Origin of the sequence: Chamaesiphon sp. VAR_48_metabat_135_sub (assembly GCF_031418915.1) — a bacterium.
In the GTDB taxonomy this organism is placed as follows: Bacteria; Cyanobacteriota; Cyanobacteriia; order Cyanobacteriales; family Chamaesiphonaceae; genus Chamaesiphon.
Genome location: NZ_JANOJV010000170.1, coordinates 43,705 through 58,175, shown reverse-complemented (window position 1 = coordinate 58,175; position 14,471 = coordinate 43,705). Strand labels below are relative to the sequence as shown.

Here is a 14,471-nt window from a genome sequence, read left to right as displayed (position 1 = left end):
CGCATCCCTTCAGTGATTTCTAGTTCGGTAATCATCGACTTACCTTCTTCTAGAGAGATAACGCCTTCTTTACCAACTTTGTCCATGGCGTTAGCAATCATTTCGCCGACTTCGTTGTCGTTACCAGCAGAGATGGAAGCTACTTGAGCAATCGCTTTGGAATCTTCTACTGGTTTGGAGTGAGCGGCGATTTTCTCGACGAGGAAACCAGTTGCTTTGTCGATACCGCGTTTGAGGGCGATCGCATTGGCACCAGCCGCAACGTTGCGTAAACCTTCTTTAACGATCGCGTGAGCGAGTACAGTAGCTGTAGTAGTACCGTCGCCAGCAGCGTCGTTAGTTTTAGATGCAGCTTGACGAATCAGAGCAACACCAGTATTTTCGACGTTATCTTCGAGTTCGATTTCTTTAGCAATGGTTACACCATCGTTAACGATTTGGGGTGCGCCAAATTTCTTCTCTAAGACCACGTTACGACCCTTAGGACCGAGGGTAACTGCTACCGCTTCAGCCAAGATGTCCATCCCGCGTTCCAGAGCGCGACGAGCATTTTCATTGTATATAATTCGCTTTGCCATAATCTTTTAATTTTAGGAGTAAGGTGAAATGTTCGTTGAAGAAACGATCTAGCCGACTACAGCTAAAATATCTTTTTCAGATAACAGAACATATTCGTCGCCGCCGAGCTTCACGTCGGTACCAGCGTATTTGGAATAAAGAACTTTGTCGCCGACTTTGACTTCTGGCTCTTGACGAGTACCGTCTTCGTTGCGTTTGCCAGGACCAATTTGAACGATTTCGCCAATTTGGGGCTTCTCTTTTGCTGTATCAGGGAGAAGAATCCCACCAGCGGTTTTTTCTTCAGATGCGCTGACCTTAACGAAGACGCGATCGGCTAAAGGCTTGACTGTGGATACTGTTAACGATACTGATGCCATAATTATTATGAGTATTTAGCACTCTCAACTGCTGAGTGCTAATTTATCCGACTGAGGTAGGGCATTGCAAGCAAGGGTTGAGTACGGGTTCCCACACTATAGTTAGATATAGCTGTAGTTAGTTAAGGTTAGAGGTAGAGGATGGCTAAAAGTCACTTGATACAGAGTTTGCGGCGTGCTTATCAGATTGCTAGATTTGCCGACGCTCGACAGATTTCTGCGACAACAGCTCTCGAACTGTGGGAACTGCGGATTAGTCGTCGCCATTTAGTTCGAGGCTCTCTCGCGGCGGCTGGTGCCCTCTCTGCGCTCGCATTCGATCGCCATCAGCCACAGGTGGATGCCGCAACAGCACCCGTGTTAATTGTGGGGGCGGGAATTGCAGGATTGACGGCGGCTTATTATCTTAATCGATCGGGTGTACCAGTGCGAATTGTCGAAGCTAGTCAGCGTGTCGGTGGGCGAATTCTCAGTCGGGACAAGGCTTTAGGTACGGACACTACGGTAGAATTAGGTGGTGAATTTATCGATTCTGGGCATAAAAATATTCGGAAACTAGCCCAGGAAGTAGGTTTAGTTGAGGTCGATTTATTTGCTTCCGATCGTGGATTAACGAAAGATGTATATTTCTTTGATAATCGACTAATCAAGGAACGAGAATTAATTGCGCCTTTTAAGCCTTTAGCTAAACAAATCGATCGAGATGTCAAAGCGATCGGCGATGTAAATTATAAATCAAAGAATCCTCGTGCCATCAAACTCGATCGACTCTCAATCTCAGCTTATCTCGATCGATATTGTCCCGATCCATTATTGCGGCGGTTAATTGAAGTTGCCTACACTAATGAGTATGGATTAGAAGTCAAACAGCAATCTGCGATTAATTTATTACTATTAATCGGTAAAGATCCAAGTAAAATAGAAATATTTGGCAGTAGCGACCAACGCTATCAAATTCGCGGTGGCAATCACCAAATCATCGATAAATTAGCTCAGAAACTTAGTAAGTATATCGAAGTAGGTACTCAGTTAGAATCGATCCGATCTACCGATACCAATCGCTATCGAGTTAGTCTCCAAACAAGTGGTATCAGTAAAGAATATACGTTCGATCGAGTAATTCTAGCTTTGCCTTTTAGTATCCTCAGACAGCTCGATCTAGGGGTGAAATTGCCACCAGTCAAACAGGCTGCGATTAAAGAATTAGGCTATGGCACGAATACTAAAGTAATTACTAGTTATAGCGATCGATTGTGGCGCACCAAATATCAGTCTAATGGTGAATCTTTTAGCGATTTAGAACTCTGCGAAACTTGGGAACCAAGCCGATATAATGCCACCAAAACAGGTGTTATTACTAATTTTATCGGTGGCAACTTAGGCGTAAAAACAGCTCGATTGAAACCCGCAGAAGTTGTCAGTAAATTAACCCAGCAATTGGATCTAATTTTTCCAGGCGTGAAAAATCTCGCCTCAAATAAAGCGATTATCACCGACTGGATTGATTCCCCATATGTGCGGGGTTCTTATGGTTGTTATTTAGTCGGACAATGGACTAAATTTGCTGGTACTGAAGGCGAAAGAGTCGGGAATCTCTTTTTTATTGGCGAGCATTGTTCGATCGATTTTCAAGGTTATATGGAAGGTGGATGCACCACAGGGATAATGGCAGCAGAATCAATTTTAAAAGATTTGAAACACTCTAAATAACTGTAAAGCGACATGGGAAAATCTAATCGAAGTTCAAGCAGTCTTCCCCACAGCAGAGGCTGTCGGCAATTTTACGGTATTTAATATCAAAGGAAATAATTATCGGTTGATTGTCAGTATCGATTATGAGCAGCAGCTCATTTATATTAAATATATTCTCACTCATACAGAATACGATCGGGATCGATCGATCGATGTCTGAATCATTGGGTCGATTATTTCATGTCGATCCGATCTTGTTTGTTTGATTCGATCGCATTCAAACCCAAAGCTATACTTGAAAATTTGAAAATTGTTTGTTGATTGTCGATCGTTGGTGTAGCTTCTCCTGGAGAATCGAGTCTAGATACCATCTCAGCCAAAATCTCTACCATTATGCAAGACGATCGAGAAACTTTAGCTCTAGCACTATATCATCAAAGTTTGACGATTACTTGTATTGATGAAACCGATCGACATGGCAAGGCAAGAGATTTAGCTTTAGCTGCTTGGGAGTTAGGAGTTAATTTTAATGACAGATTCAATCTCTTAAATCATATTGCCGCTTTGGAGATTCGCCAGCAAACGCCAGGAAGTTTTAATTTAGCTAAAAAATGGTTGGGAGATGCGCTTAATTTATCCACAGATTTATCAGATCTAAACTTAGCTCAGATAAAGTACCATCAAGCCCAAGTCGAATTTGGTCTAAATAATTTAGATTTAGCTGCATCTTTATATCAAACATCATTGGCATTAGCCCAATCCGAGCATCATCAACGACTTACCATTTTGAATCAAGGTGGACTTGCTAAAATACTGATGGCGAAAGGTGAATTTGATCGAGCCAAAATTTTACTCTTACAATCGCTCGATCGATTGATAGAAAATAAAGATGCTCGTCCGATTGCTATTTGTTATGCTTATCTAGCAATGTTAAGTCAGAAACAAGAAAATTATGATGAATGGATGAAATGGCGGCAACTAGCGATCGAGAAATTCTAGCAGTTAAATATGCATCAGCAAGCTGGAGAATTTGCCAAAATGCAATTTACAGCTAAACAATAAAAATTTGTCTAGAAACAATCGAAATTGGTGGAGATCCCCCTAAATTCCCCTTGTAAAGTTCAAACCTTGGTGCTTCGTCGTCAACCACCCGCAGATAAATCGCTCTAAGTCAGGATCGCTCGAGTGATAAGGATTCCCAGAGAATAATAACTCCAAAAATCTACCAATCCCACCCAATTGCTTGCTCGTTACCACCTCTACCTGCGTCTCAATCTCACCGAAACCCTCCGCAGACAAGTAATTTTCTAATTTACCACCAACTTGAGGATCGCCCCCTTGTGTTGGTTGAATGGGCAATAACCGAAAAAGCCGCTTGGGGTGCAAAAAAACGAAAAGCTGCTTGATTAAGAATTGTTGATCGAGCAAGAAAGAGACAATGATGGATTAAAAGTGCTCCGATCTGGGCAACTAAAGCACAAGTGTCAGTACCAACTCTCAAAAAGTTTTGGTAAAGAGCCAGTCTGATGAGAGATAATTTTGATGGAATTTGCCAAGCTGTGGGCGTAAATCCCGATAAAATTGGATCGATTACCCGCTCGGCTCGGCTCTGGCGATGGCAAATATTGGTTCTAATGCGGCAAAACTAAACCAGCCAGATTTAGCCATCGCTAAATTAACAACACCTCTCGAATTACTCCAGCAACTTCAGGCATTCGATCTTGCCGCAACAGTAGCTGATAGACTAGCAGAAGTCGCTCGACATCATCATTAACCCAATTCAGCCTACGAACAGCAAATTCAGGGCATCCCTTTACACCTGTCGCGATGCTCATTCTAGATCTCTATCCCCTCACTTCTGACTCATGTCTACATTTCCAATCCCGTCGCAGTTGAGTGGTTACTGGCAAGATGCATTTAATTTAAAGCAACATCTCCAGCAATTTTTAGAGATCGATGCCGAAGAATTGGAACTAAAATTCAAGACTGCTTTAGAGGATTTAGCCGAACTAGGGCGACGGGATTTTAATTGGGAAGAAGCTAGTGAATTTTATCGCGATCGAGTCGGTGAAGCTTATTTATTTGAATTAGCAACTTGGCATCTAACTAGTACCAATTATATCGGCGATACGTTGCGATTGATTGGGGATCGATCGAAAGGAAGAGTATTAGATTTTGGTGGTGGGATTGGTACACATGCGATCGCCTCAGCTTTATGTCCCGATGTTAGTCATGTTGTTTACTGCGATATCAACCCAGTTAATTATAACTTTGTCAAACATCGAATTAAGCAATTAGGGCTAGAATCAAAAATTACTTGTTGCACTGAATTAGCCCCAACTGACACCTTTGATACGATTACTTGTTTTGATGTGATCGAACATTTACCAGATCCAAGTCAGCAGCTATTAAAGTTTCATCGTATCCTCAATGCTGATGGTAAAATGATTACCAATTGGTATTTCTCCAAAGGATTAAATCAAGAGTTTCCCTTCCACTTGGACGATTCCAAAATTATCGATATCTTTTTTAAAAACCTCCAATCAAACTTCCTCGAAGTTTTTCATCCCTACTTCATTACCACCCGTTGTTATCGCAAGATGTAATGAATCGATGAATAATTGGGTGGTTAGATGGTGCTATATCCCTGACTTCTTAAAGAAGTCGGGGATATGTCATCGCTAGTGTGTTGGGTTGAAGAATGAAACCCCACCTACCGCGATACTCACAAAATTTTAGTGCTATGTACGAACTAATTTGCTGCGTAATTGTTTGATCCGATCGCGCAATGTTGCTGCTTTCTCGAATTCTAATTCTTTGGCGGCTATTTTCATTTCTGCTTCTAATTGAACGATCGCATCGGGGATTTGTTCGAGCGATAATTCATCGACATGGGCGATAACTGTCTCCAATTGTTGAGCATTCATCCGGCGCGAAAGATCTAGGAATTGGAGGATTGAGTTATTACCTGTTTTGACGATCGATTGAGGAGTGATATTATTTAGTTTATTATGTGCAGATTGAATTCCCCGTCTTCTGTCAGTTTCATCGATCGCCGCGATCATGCTATCAGTCATTTTATCTGCATATAAAATCGCTTGTCCGCGCACATGTCGGGCGGCTCTACCCATCGTTTGAATTAGCGATCGAGTCGAACGCAAGAAGCCTTCTTTATCTGCATCGAGAATCGCGACTAAAGACACTTCTGGTAAATCTAAACCCTCACGTAATAAGTTCACCCCAATTAACACATCAAACTCACCATTTCGCAAACCTTGAATAATTTCGATCCGTTCGATCGATTGAACTTCCGAATGGAGATATTTGACTCTGACACTACGTTCATGAAAGTATTCAGTCAGATCTTCAGCCATGCGTTTAGTGAGAGTTGTAATCAAAACTCGTTCTTGGAGTTTGACTCGATCGCGAATTTCACCTAATAAATCGTCTACTTGTCCCTCAGTTGGACGCACAAAAATTTCAGGGTCAATTACTCCCGTCGGACGGATAATTTGTTGAGCAATTCGATCTTCTGACAGCTCGATTTCCCAGACTCCAGGGGTTGCTGAAACAAAAATACATTGATTCACCTTCTCCCAAAACTCATCAGCCTTTAACGGGCGATTATCCGCCGCACTGGGCAACCGGAAACCATGATCGACGAGAACTTGTTTTCTAGATCTGTCGCCATTATACATCCCCCGAATTTGGGGAACAGTAACGTGAGATTCATCAACTACCAATAACCAATCATCAGCAAAATAATCGATCAAACATTCCGGCGGATCGCCAGGATTTCGTCTGGCTAAATGGCGAGAATAATTTTCCACCCCATTACAAAAACCCACCTCGCGCAGCATTTCTAAATCGTAGCGCGTCCGTTGGTCGATCCGTTGAGCTTCGATTAATTTACCATTAGTTTCTAACTCTGCTACCCGAATTTTCAACTCCTCGTCAATATCATTACAAGCATCCTGTAACGTATCTTCCGGTGTCACAAAATGCCGCGCCGGATAAATATTCAAACCACCCACCGTATTCAAAATCTCACCCGTCACCGGATCGACATAGCGAATCGCTTCAATTTCATCACCAAAAAATTCTACCCGCACGATCCGATCTTCGTAAGCGGGACCAATTTCCACCACATCCCCGCGCACCCGAAAATTACCGCGTTTCAATTCAATATCATTGCGACTATATTGCACCGAAACCAACTGCTTTAACATCTCCCGTTGGTCAATTTCCATCCCCACCTTGAGCGGAATTGCCGCCTTCAAATATTCAGCAGGCGTACCCAAACCGTAAATACAACTAATCGAAGCCACCACAATTACATGCCGATGCTCGAATAGCGATCGAGTCGCCGAATGTCGCAGCATATCGATTTCATCATTAATTGCCGATGCCTTTTCAATAAAAGTATCGCTAACGGCAATATATGCCTCTGGTTGATAATAATCGTAATAAGAAACAAAATATTCAACGGCATTATGCGGGAAAAATTGCCGCAACTCATTACACAATTGCGCCGCCAATGTTTTATTATGAGCTAATACTAAAGTCGGTTTCTGATATTGGGCGATCGTCGCCGCAATCGTAAAAGTCTTCCCCGTACCCGTCGCACCGAGTAGAGTCTGAAACCGCTGTTGAGATTTTAATCCAGCTACGAGTTGCTCGATCGCCGCAGGTTGATCGCCAGTCGGTTTAAATGGTGCTATCAGTTCAAATTCAGTATCCATGCGTCTTATTACCACCAGCTACATCGAAAAACAGACCAAACTGCCGAAAATCGGTCGTCACATTGTAGCGCAGTTTGATGAAGAAGGGGTAATTGTGTACCAGGCGTATCGTCCCGCCATCGGCAATTTTGCAGCCACTCACGGCTACTTCGGTGGCGACTTCAGCCTAACCAGAATGAGCTGGATTAAGCCCAATTTCCTCTGGATGATGTATCGCTCCGGCTGGGGACAGAAAGAGGGTCAGGAGGTCGTATTGGCTGTTAAGATTAAACGAGCAGCCTTCCAACCTCTAGCCCCCGACTTTCTACTTGACTGATTCTATATTTAGTGTTTCACTGAATGAACGCTCAGAATAAAACGCTATATATTGTCTAGTATAGATTACTGAGGAATTGGGAACAGCCCATGTAGAACACTTTTTGAATGAAATGCGGCTCATTTTTACGTTGAAATATGATTGCACAACTAAATAGTCATCCAGACAACACTTCAGTTACTCGTGGCGCATTACTTCACAATTATTCAGCAACACCTCACAACCAGATTAGAATCGTTGAAACATTTGCTGTTGACAAAGCCTCTCCCGTGGAGAATCGATTTTGTACTGAAATAGTCGCTGACGCACTCAAGATTGCTAGTACCGGACAACGAGTGCTGATTGTCCAACTACTCAAGGGCGGTATTCGTCAAGGACACGATCGAGTTGTCAATCTCGCTCAAAACCTGGACTGGATTCGGTGTAATTTGATTCGGAATATTTCGATCGCGGATTTGAATGATTTAGAGTTACACAATTTTCAGCAACTATGGAAACATGTTTGCAGTGTAGCGAGAATGAGTGAATATTCGTTATTGATCTTAGACGACTTGAGTCTGTCGATCGAGTTAGGTTTAATTAGTATTGAATCTGCGACCAATTTTCTCACTACGTTACCAGAAAATCTAGACGTTATCCTTGCTGGGACTAATCCACATCCAGCGATTTTAGAATTGGCCGCTTAAATTAGTTGAAAGTTGAAAGTGAAATTTCTAAACGCTTGTTAAATATCAAAACCCGACTGTCTCAAAAGAAAGTCGGGTTTTCAATTATAGCTACACTAGTCTATGGGTTTCAGTCAACCGCTAGCGACCAAAGATCCGACTTGGAAAATACTCTCTAAAAACTTCACTTTCAACTTTCAACTTTTTAAGATTTATCTGTAACTCTGACGATTTTCGCGATCGTCAGCTAAGGAACGGTCGCGAGAAGAACTGCGCGTCCGATCGACTTTATCTTTAGCCTTGGCAGCACTACGTTTGAGTGCGTCGAGACGAGACTCGTAGTGTTTGCGTTTGCTCTTTTTAGGAGTATCATCGGTCAGAGTTTTTAAGGCACTGCCCAGGCTCTTGTAGGCATTAGGGAGTGTATATCCGAAGCGGGTAGCTAGGGCAATCGCTTTTTCGTCAGCATCGATCGCTTCTTTGAGATGTCGATCGCTATTATTGCGAGCATACAGGCGATAACCAGAAACACCGCACAATCCGAGTGCGAGGATCAATAATAGACCATCTTGTACCCACAACTCGCCGACAGCACCACCCAATCCGATCGCTAAAGCTGCCATTTCCCAGCCATCGCGAGAAATAGTGTCATTTTGGACTCGTGCGACTTCATGCCAAAATAACAAATTGCGTTGATCGAGCGCGAGACGTTCCCACTTGACTAAATCGATCTGAATTTCAACTTGATCTTTGCCTAATTCTTCACTCCGAACCAGGGGAGGATTTACTTCGACAGTAGTTTCCACTGTTACCCAGCTTTGGAGTTCGGGTGGGAGCAAACTTTTGAGCCGACGCAGTTCACTCATTTCAGCGCGAGCAGAGGCAGCGGAGTAGGATGTCATAGCGATAGTTTAGATCGATCTTAGTTACTATTTTAGCTAATTCTCGCCCAAGGTTGCCAAAATTTATCATTCTTACAGATTACCTCTCGATCGTGAGATCGATCGCAGTGGGTTTCGATCTGCGATGTCATCTTAGATGGAGGGATCGGCAAAAGTTCGATCTTCGCTGAATTTTGAGTTGAGTAGATCGGATGAAATATGATTTTTTAGGCACTTTCTGCATATTCCTTGCCGTCATGGGATTAACTGAGACAGCTCGCGCTGATTTTAATTCTAGTATGACCACGAATAAATCTGTTAATGTGTCAACTACAAGACAGGTTGATGGAAATCGTCAAGCTCCAATCGCTCCGGTGATGAATAGCTTGGAGTTAGAAATTTTCAAACAAGTCAATCAATATCGCCAATCTCAAAAGTTAGCACCATTGGTATTCGATCCAGAAGTCTCTGCTCAAGCTAAAGCACATAGCGAAACAATGGCTAGGGCTGGCGGTCTCAGCCATGATGGTTTTAACGAGCGGATCGATTCGATTTCAGACAAGATTGTCTATAAGAGCGCAGCCGAAAATATTGCTTCCAATCGGGGCTACAAGCAACCTGAGGTAACTGCCGTTCAAGGTTGGATCGAGAGTCCAGGGCACCAACATAATATAATCGGTCGTTATAATTTAACTGGAATTGGGGTGGCTCAAAGTGCTCAAGGTGAATATTACTTTACTCAAATTTTTGTCCGTAAGCCGCGTTAAATCTGGGATAGTAGGAGAGGGAATCGTCAATACCTTATCATCCCCCTATCCTCGAACATGGAAGATTTTCAAATTTGCGATCGAGATTTAGATGATGCTCTAACTGTAAAGTATCTACAAGCGGAATCGATCGCGGTAGATACAGAGACAATGGGATTAAACTATCATCGCGACAGGCTATGTTTGGTACAATTATTTTCACCTGGTTTGCTGACGGTAATTAGGATTGCTAAAGGACAAACTACCGCACCAAATTTACAACGGGTGATGGAAGCTACCGCAGTTACTAAAGTTTTTCACTTTGCCAGATTTGACGTAGCGCAATTGCGTCATCGTTTGGGGATCGAAACCAACCCAATTTTCTGTACTAAAATTGCCAGTAAACTAATTCGTACCTATTCATCCAGTCACGGTTTGAAGACATTAGTTCAGCAACTCGAAGGGGTAGAACTTGATAAATCCGCTCAATGCTCGGATTGGGGCGATGCCGAAAATCTCTCGGACGAACAACTCCGCTATGCTGCTAATGATGTCCGCTATCTCATTAGTATGCGTCAGAAATTAATTACTAAGTTGCAGCGCGAAGATCGGTGGGAATTGGCGCAGGATTGTTTCAAGGTTTTACCTACGCTGGTTTCCCTAGATCTGTTGCAGTATGATGATGTTTTTTCTCATCATTAAATTTTAGTCTAGTCCAAAGCCACAATCGAGCGATAGTGCATTCTGAAATTTGCAGCAACTCAACAATCTGATTGTCGGAATATTTGGCACCGCAAACGGTGGCTCAGATGGAAAAGTGGCTGAATTCAGTTGAAAGTTAACAATACAATGGTTTTCAGTAAGAAAGTAGGGTGGGCAATGCCCACCATTTAGATCTCAGTATTTTCAATAAAGTTAATACTTTCAATCTACTATTTATTTACTCAGGTAACTTATACTGAGACACGATTTTCTTCGCAAACTCTGGTACGTGTTGCTCTAACTTTTCTGGATAATTGCGCTTGGTAAATAGATAATTGCGCGTAAAGTGAGAATCGATCGAGAACCGCGCATATTCCAATCCTTTTGGGCCGATTTTATCGATGACTACACCCATGATTTTCGCCACCCACATTGGTAATGTGACGGCTTTATCGTAGGCGGGAATACTTTGTTGAACTGCGGCTTTACGATCGCCTTTAGACATCACAGCTTGAGTCTCGATCGCGTTATTTACTAAATCTAACATCTGTTGACCGCGATTGTTTCTCACGACAATCCACTGCCAGCCAAATGGTGCGCCCATATAACCGACGACTAAATCGGCGAGGGAGTTTACATAGTCGAAACAACTCAAACAGGATGGGGCAAATACGTCTTTTAATTCCTTCGTATTCAACCCGAAAAATGGGACTAATTCTGTCGAACCATCTTCATGTTTGAAGTGGACGTTAAAATCTTGCATGAACTCATAATAAACTACCGTCTCTGGCGATCGACTGGTGGTTTCTAAAAACTTTTGCAAGCCCGCACGGGTGACATTATCGGTACAGGGAGTACCGAGTACGTATAGTTGCTCTAAGCCTAATTCCTTTTCGACGGCGCGTAAGGCTTGAATTTGACAGCCTACACCGATGACTAACAGCTTTTTCAATCCCGATTCGGCAATTTGTTCGAGGATCGAGAGGTTTGGCGACAGGGTGGGTTTATTCACCTTCGCCGCGAGAATTTCCGCCCTAGTCCGCGCAATTATTGGCATTGGGGTAAACCGATCTTCAGGCGTGTTTTGAACGCACACAACGCCTTCTACTAGCCCCCGCTCTAACATTTCGATCGCGATCGTACTGACGATTCCCGTCCACTGTGCCCCAGGAATCGGCTCGATTTTTCGCGCCGCCATCATCTGCTGATGTACGCCAAAGTATAAGTCATCTTCTTTGTCTAAATCCCGACTGCGCCCGTGAGTCTGAGTTTCCAGGGTGGGAATCTGCTGATTGAGAAAAGCACAAGCTGTTTTGACATAGTGGATATAATGGGTATCGCACAACCCGCATTCGCTGCACAGTTCCTTTGCAGGTTTGACACTGTTGGGTTTTAGAGCTTTGGCTTTCTGGTGTTTGGGCGCAGCAGTCATGGGGACACTCGATCGATATATCTCGATATTATAGATCGGTTGGGAGTTGGGCGATGGGAGTTCGGTTTATATATTGTAAAATCGCGAACGATTGTCGATCGATAATTATTGACAAATAAAATCTAAAATAGACTGTGCGGTAATTTGTGCCATTTCAAGATGGGGAACGTGTCCGCAATTATCGATCCATTGGAGTTGAGAGTTTGGTAAATTCTGTTTGAATTTCTGAGCGGCTTCGATTCCCAATATTCGATCGTGTTTACCCCAAATAATTAAAGTTTGTTGCTGTATTTCTGATAATCGATCGAGCAAATAGCCATAACCACCACTGCGAGTAAAGGCAATTAAAGCTTCACTCCAATTCGGCATTTCTAAATGTAGAGCGGCGCATAATTGAGCATCTGCGGTGACGAAGGATCGATCGAAATAAGCTTTCTCGCTGACACTTCTACGGACTTTCTGACTTGAGAGAAACTTGGTGGCTAAATTGCCTAATGGTTGGATTAAAAATTTACCCATTGCGGGTGGTTGCGTGAAACCAGCACTATCGATGAGGACTAGTTTATGGACGGCTTCGGGATAATTTAGTGTGAATTCGATCGCGGCTGCACCACCCATTGAGACACCGACTAATATTATCGGTTGTTGAATTTTTGTCTGCCAAAACGCCTGGAGATGAGTACGAATACTATCGGCACTAAATGGACAATCTGGCAATCTTTCGGTAAATCCAAATCCGAGCAGATCGATCGCCCACACTTCTGTATGTTGTGAAATAATCGGTATAATTCGGCGAAATTCTAAGAGCGAACTGTCGAATCCATGTAAAAAGACAATCGGGATGCCACCTGTACCCTGACAGATATAACTAGTCGGAATTGCTTGAGGAAGTAGGGGTGTGGCGATATCTGTCCGCTGAATTTGACTTGCTGACTCGATCGAATTTGGCTCTGTAAGTTGTCGAACGTTGGCGGGTAAGAAGCTGGGAAACATCAGTGACTAAAAGTTTTATAGTTGGCGAAGCCTACCGGAGGTAATCGTCAAGACTATCATCAATCGTGACGATCCTTAAAAGATCCTACGGTAATGGTTTGTAACAGATCGCGGCGGAGTCAGATTTATTTTTCTTTTCAGCGCAGCCAAGAGCTTGTGGGTATCTCCGCATCGATAATTGGTGCAGTTAATCGATTCTCGTTTCGAGAGGCTTCGCCAACGAATCAACACTCGATCGATTAACTGCACTAGAATGGTTCAATTGCCATCCCGACCCAATTTACTTTTTCTATGGCTCGAAAGTCTAAATCTGTATCCACTCGCAATCGTGCTGACAACGTTAATGTAGCAGCTAGTGTTGATGGACTAGCTGTCTCAGATCTCCGCATCCGTTTGGAGTTTTTAGAGCGAGACAACGAAAAATTACTCAAGCAAATCGAAAAAAAACGCACGGAGCTAAATAATTTGCTCGATCGAATTCGGGAAATTGGTGTAGAAGTGGCGCAACGAAGTGCGCCGATTCTCCAGCAACTTTTGGAAATCGATGGTAAAATCCATGCCATTTTTACAGAAATTTTCAATGGCAGAAAATTAGCTAAACAAACTCGAAAAAATATCGAAAAAATTTACTATACACTTCAGATTTCGGGATTGATTAGCCAGCGTCATATGCACAGTGGCAGTGTAGTTCAGCAAGAAGATCTAGATGATAAGGATGATTGGGGTGCGGAAGATTTTTTTGGTCGCCAACGGCAATCTCACTTTAATAATGAGGTCGAATCTCCACAGATCGATCGTGATGAATTAAAAAAGATTCGTCAAATTTTTTTGAGATTGGCAGATGTTTTTCATCCTGATAAAACGATCGACGAGCAGGATTGCGAGTATCGTACTGAAGTGATGAAGGAAATCAATCAGGCTTACCAAGCTGGAGATTTAGCGAAGTTACTCGCGATCGAGAAACAGCATCAGATGGGCGAAATTATCGATCGAGATAGTGGAGACGATCTGATTCGTCGATGTGCGCGAATCGAGCAAGAAAATGAATTTCTCAATAGTCAATTTACCAATCTCAAACAAGAAATTTGGCAAACTAAAAATACGCCACAAGGATCGATCGTTGCTGAATATAAGAAATTGACTAAAGCTGGTGTCGATCCAATTGGTGAAATGGTTGCAGAGACAGAATCACAGATCGAGGTAATCGCGGAAATTCATCAATTCGCCATAGATTTTCGCGATAAAAAGATAACAGTTAAAGATTTTATGAAAGGCCCCGCTATTTTTCAACAAATGCAACAAGTATCAGCAGAAGACTTATTAATGGATCTATTTGGACAATTTTAGCCTCAGTAAATTGGATC

16 protein-coding genes and 2 pseudogenes are annotated in these 14,471 nt (G+C 42.8%); 10 read left to right on the top strand and 8 right to left on the bottom strand.

The window, feature by feature from the left end:
* Both RMO55_RS12420 and groES read right to left on the bottom strand, forming a co-directional pair.
* The coding region (locus RMO55_RS12420) for a TCP-1/cpn60 chaperonin family protein (RefSeq protein ID WP_310426937.1) at positions 1 to 578 on the bottom strand (578 nt) is incomplete at its 3' end.
* 48 nt (positions 579 to 626) lie between these two features.
* Positions 627 to 938, bottom strand: a complete 312-nt coding sequence (gene groES / locus RMO55_RS12415; RefSeq protein WP_310426935.1) for a co-chaperone GroES — start codon at positions 936 to 938, stop codon at positions 627 to 629.
* A gap of 141 nt (positions 939 to 1,079) precedes the next feature.
* Between groES and RMO55_RS12410 the strand changes: the two genes are divergently transcribed.
* The gene (locus RMO55_RS12410; RefSeq protein WP_310426933.1) at positions 1,080 to 2,648 is read left to right on the top strand and encodes an NAD(P)/FAD-dependent oxidoreductase; all 1,569 of its coding nucleotides are present in this window, start codon (positions 1,080 to 1,082) and stop codon (positions 2,646 to 2,648) included.
* Between the two features lie 4 nt (positions 2,649 to 2,652).
* A pseudogene (locus RMO55_RS12405) lies at positions 2,653 to 2,850 on the top strand (type II toxin-antitoxin system HigB family toxin); the annotation flags it as partial.
* A 13-nt stretch (positions 2,851 to 2,863) separates the two neighbouring features.
* On the opposite strand, the gene RMO55_RS12400 reads toward RMO55_RS12405, so the two are convergent.
* Complete coding sequence (locus RMO55_RS12400) at positions 2,864 to 3,022, bottom strand: hypothetical protein (protein WP_310426932.1); 159 nt, start codon at positions 3,020 to 3,022, stop codon at positions 2,864 to 2,866.
* A 1-nt stretch (position 3,023) separates the two neighbouring features.
* Here RMO55_RS12400 and RMO55_RS12395 point away from each other — a divergent pair, with 1 nt between their 5' ends.
* Positions 3,024 to 3,629 (top strand): hypothetical protein, encoded by a 606-nt coding sequence (locus RMO55_RS12395; protein ID WP_310426930.1) that lies wholly within the window; start codon positions 3,024 to 3,026, stop codon positions 3,627 to 3,629.
* 102 nt (positions 3,630 to 3,731) lie between these two features.
* Here the strand turns inward: RMO55_RS12395 and RMO55_RS12390 are convergent, their stop codons facing one another.
* Entirely contained in the window at positions 3,732 to 3,989 is a 258-nt protein-coding gene (locus RMO55_RS12390; RefSeq protein ID WP_310426928.1) for a hypothetical protein, read from the bottom strand.
* Positions 3,990 to 4,245: 256 nt separating this feature from the next.
* On the opposite strand from RMO55_RS12390, the gene RMO55_RS12385 reads away from it, so the two are divergent.
* Both RMO55_RS12385 and RMO55_RS12380 read left to right on the top strand, forming a co-directional pair.
* On the top strand, positions 4,246 to 4,404 hold the full coding sequence (locus RMO55_RS12385; RefSeq protein ID WP_310426927.1) for a hypothetical protein: 159 nt from the start codon (positions 4,246 to 4,248) through the stop codon (positions 4,402 to 4,404).
* 91 nt (positions 4,405 to 4,495) lie between these two features.
* On the top strand, positions 4,496 to 5,236 hold the full coding sequence (locus tag RMO55_RS12380; RefSeq protein ID WP_310426926.1) for a class I SAM-dependent methyltransferase: 741 nt from the start codon (positions 4,496 to 4,498) through the stop codon (positions 5,234 to 5,236).
* A gap of 135 nt (positions 5,237 to 5,371) precedes the next feature.
* Here RMO55_RS12380 and uvrB read toward each other — a convergent pair whose 3' ends face one another.
* Entirely contained in the window at positions 5,372 to 7,372 is a 2,001-nt protein-coding gene (gene uvrB, locus RMO55_RS12375) for an excinuclease ABC subunit UvrB (RefSeq protein ID WP_310426925.1), read from the bottom strand.
* Between uvrB and RMO55_RS12370 the strand changes: the two are divergent.
* Positions 7,371 to 7,664, top strand: a pseudogene (locus RMO55_RS12370) (DUF4291 family protein); the annotation flags it as partial. The gene uvrB and the pseudogene RMO55_RS12370 sit on opposite strands and share 2 nt — an antisense overlap.
* Before the next feature lie 161 nt (positions 7,665 to 7,825).
* The gene (locus RMO55_RS12365; RefSeq protein WP_310426923.1) at positions 7,826 to 8,374 is read left to right on the top strand and encodes a cob(I)yrinic acid a,c-diamide adenosyltransferase; all 549 of its coding nucleotides are present in this window, start codon (positions 7,826 to 7,828) and stop codon (positions 8,372 to 8,374) included.
* 191 nt (positions 8,375 to 8,565) lie between these two features.
* On the opposite strand, the gene RMO55_RS12360 is transcribed toward RMO55_RS12365, so the two are convergent.
* On the bottom strand, positions 8,566 to 9,255 hold the full coding sequence (locus RMO55_RS12360; RefSeq protein WP_310426921.1) for a DUF3318 domain-containing protein: 690 nt from the start codon (positions 9,253 to 9,255) through the stop codon (positions 8,566 to 8,568).
* Between the two features lie 191 nt (positions 9,256 to 9,446).
* On the opposite strand from RMO55_RS12360, the gene RMO55_RS12355 reads away from it, so the two are divergent.
* A complete protein-coding gene (locus RMO55_RS12355; RefSeq protein ID WP_310426919.1) occupies positions 9,447 to 10,001 on the top strand; it encodes a CAP domain-containing protein in 555 nt (184 codons plus the stop codon).
* 57 nt (positions 10,002 to 10,058) lie between these two features.
* Positions 10,059 to 10,682: a ribonuclease D gene (locus RMO55_RS12350; protein WP_310426917.1), complete on the top strand. Its 624-nt coding sequence runs from the start codon at positions 10,059 to 10,061 to the stop codon at positions 10,680 to 10,682.
* A 238-nt stretch (positions 10,683 to 10,920) separates the two neighbouring features.
* On the opposite strand, the gene RMO55_RS12345 is transcribed toward RMO55_RS12350, so the two are convergent.
* Complete coding sequence (locus tag RMO55_RS12345) at positions 10,921 to 12,114, bottom strand: Coenzyme F420 hydrogenase/dehydrogenase, beta subunit C-terminal domain (protein WP_310426915.1); 1,194 nt, start codon at positions 12,112 to 12,114, stop codon at positions 10,921 to 10,923.
* 105 nt (positions 12,115 to 12,219) lie between these two features.
* On the bottom strand, positions 12,220 to 13,107 hold the full coding sequence (locus tag RMO55_RS12340; RefSeq protein WP_310426913.1) for an alpha/beta hydrolase: 888 nt from the start codon (positions 13,105 to 13,107) through the stop codon (positions 12,220 to 12,222).
* A gap of 291 nt (positions 13,108 to 13,398) precedes the next feature.
* On the opposite strand from RMO55_RS12340, the gene RMO55_RS12335 reads away from it, so the two are divergent.
* Positions 13,399 to 14,454 (top strand): J domain-containing protein, encoded by a 1,056-nt coding sequence (locus RMO55_RS12335; RefSeq protein WP_310426912.1) that lies wholly within the window; start codon positions 13,399 to 13,401, stop codon positions 14,452 to 14,454.
* Positions 14,455 to 14,471: the final 17 nt, after the last annotated feature.

Excerpts from the sequence above, each read along its gene's own strand:
- groES (WP_310426935.1), bottom strand. The coding sequence starts at position 938 with ATGGCATCAGTATCGTTAACAGTATCCACAGTCAAGCCTTTAGCCGAT.
- RMO55_RS12410 (WP_310426933.1), top strand. The coding sequence starts at position 1,080 with ATGGCTAAAAGTCACTTGATACAGAGTTTGCGGCGTGCTTATCAGATT.
- RMO55_RS12400 (WP_310426932.1), bottom strand. The coding sequence starts at position 3,022 with ATGGTAGAGATTTTGGCTGAGATGGTATCTAGACTCGATTCTCCAGGA.
- RMO55_RS12395 (WP_310426930.1), top strand. The coding sequence starts at position 3,024 with ATGCAAGACGATCGAGAAACTTTAGCTCTAGCACTATATCATCAAAGT.
- RMO55_RS12385 (WP_310426927.1), top strand. The coding sequence starts at position 4,246 with ATGGCAAATATTGGTTCTAATGCGGCAAAACTAAACCAGCCAGATTTA.
- RMO55_RS12380 (WP_310426926.1), top strand. The coding sequence starts at position 4,496 with ATGTCTACATTTCCAATCCCGTCGCAGTTGAGTGGTTACTGGCAAGAT.
- uvrB (WP_310426925.1), bottom strand. The coding sequence starts at position 7,372 with ATGGATACTGAATTTGAACTGATAGCACCATTTAAACCGACTGGCGAT.
- RMO55_RS12365 (WP_310426923.1), top strand. The coding sequence starts at position 7,826 with ATGATTGCACAACTAAATAGTCATCCAGACAACACTTCAGTTACTCGT.
- RMO55_RS12360 (WP_310426921.1), bottom strand. The coding sequence starts at position 9,255 with ATGACATCCTACTCCGCTGCCTCTGCTCGCGCTGAAATGAGTGAACTG.
- RMO55_RS12355 (WP_310426919.1), top strand. The coding sequence starts at position 9,447 with ATGAAATATGATTTTTTAGGCACTTTCTGCATATTCCTTGCCGTCATG.
- RMO55_RS12350 (WP_310426917.1), top strand. The coding sequence starts at position 10,059 with ATGGAAGATTTTCAAATTTGCGATCGAGATTTAGATGATGCTCTAACT.
- RMO55_RS12345 (WP_310426915.1), bottom strand. The coding sequence starts at position 12,114 with ATGACTGCTGCGCCCAAACACCAGAAAGCCAAAGCTCTAAAACCCAAC.
- RMO55_RS12340 (WP_310426913.1), bottom strand. The coding sequence starts at position 13,107 with ATGTTTCCCAGCTTCTTACCCGCCAACGTTCGACAACTTACAGAGCCA.
- RMO55_RS12335 (WP_310426912.1), top strand. The coding sequence starts at position 13,399 with ATGGCTCGAAAGTCTAAATCTGTATCCACTCGCAATCGTGCTGACAAC.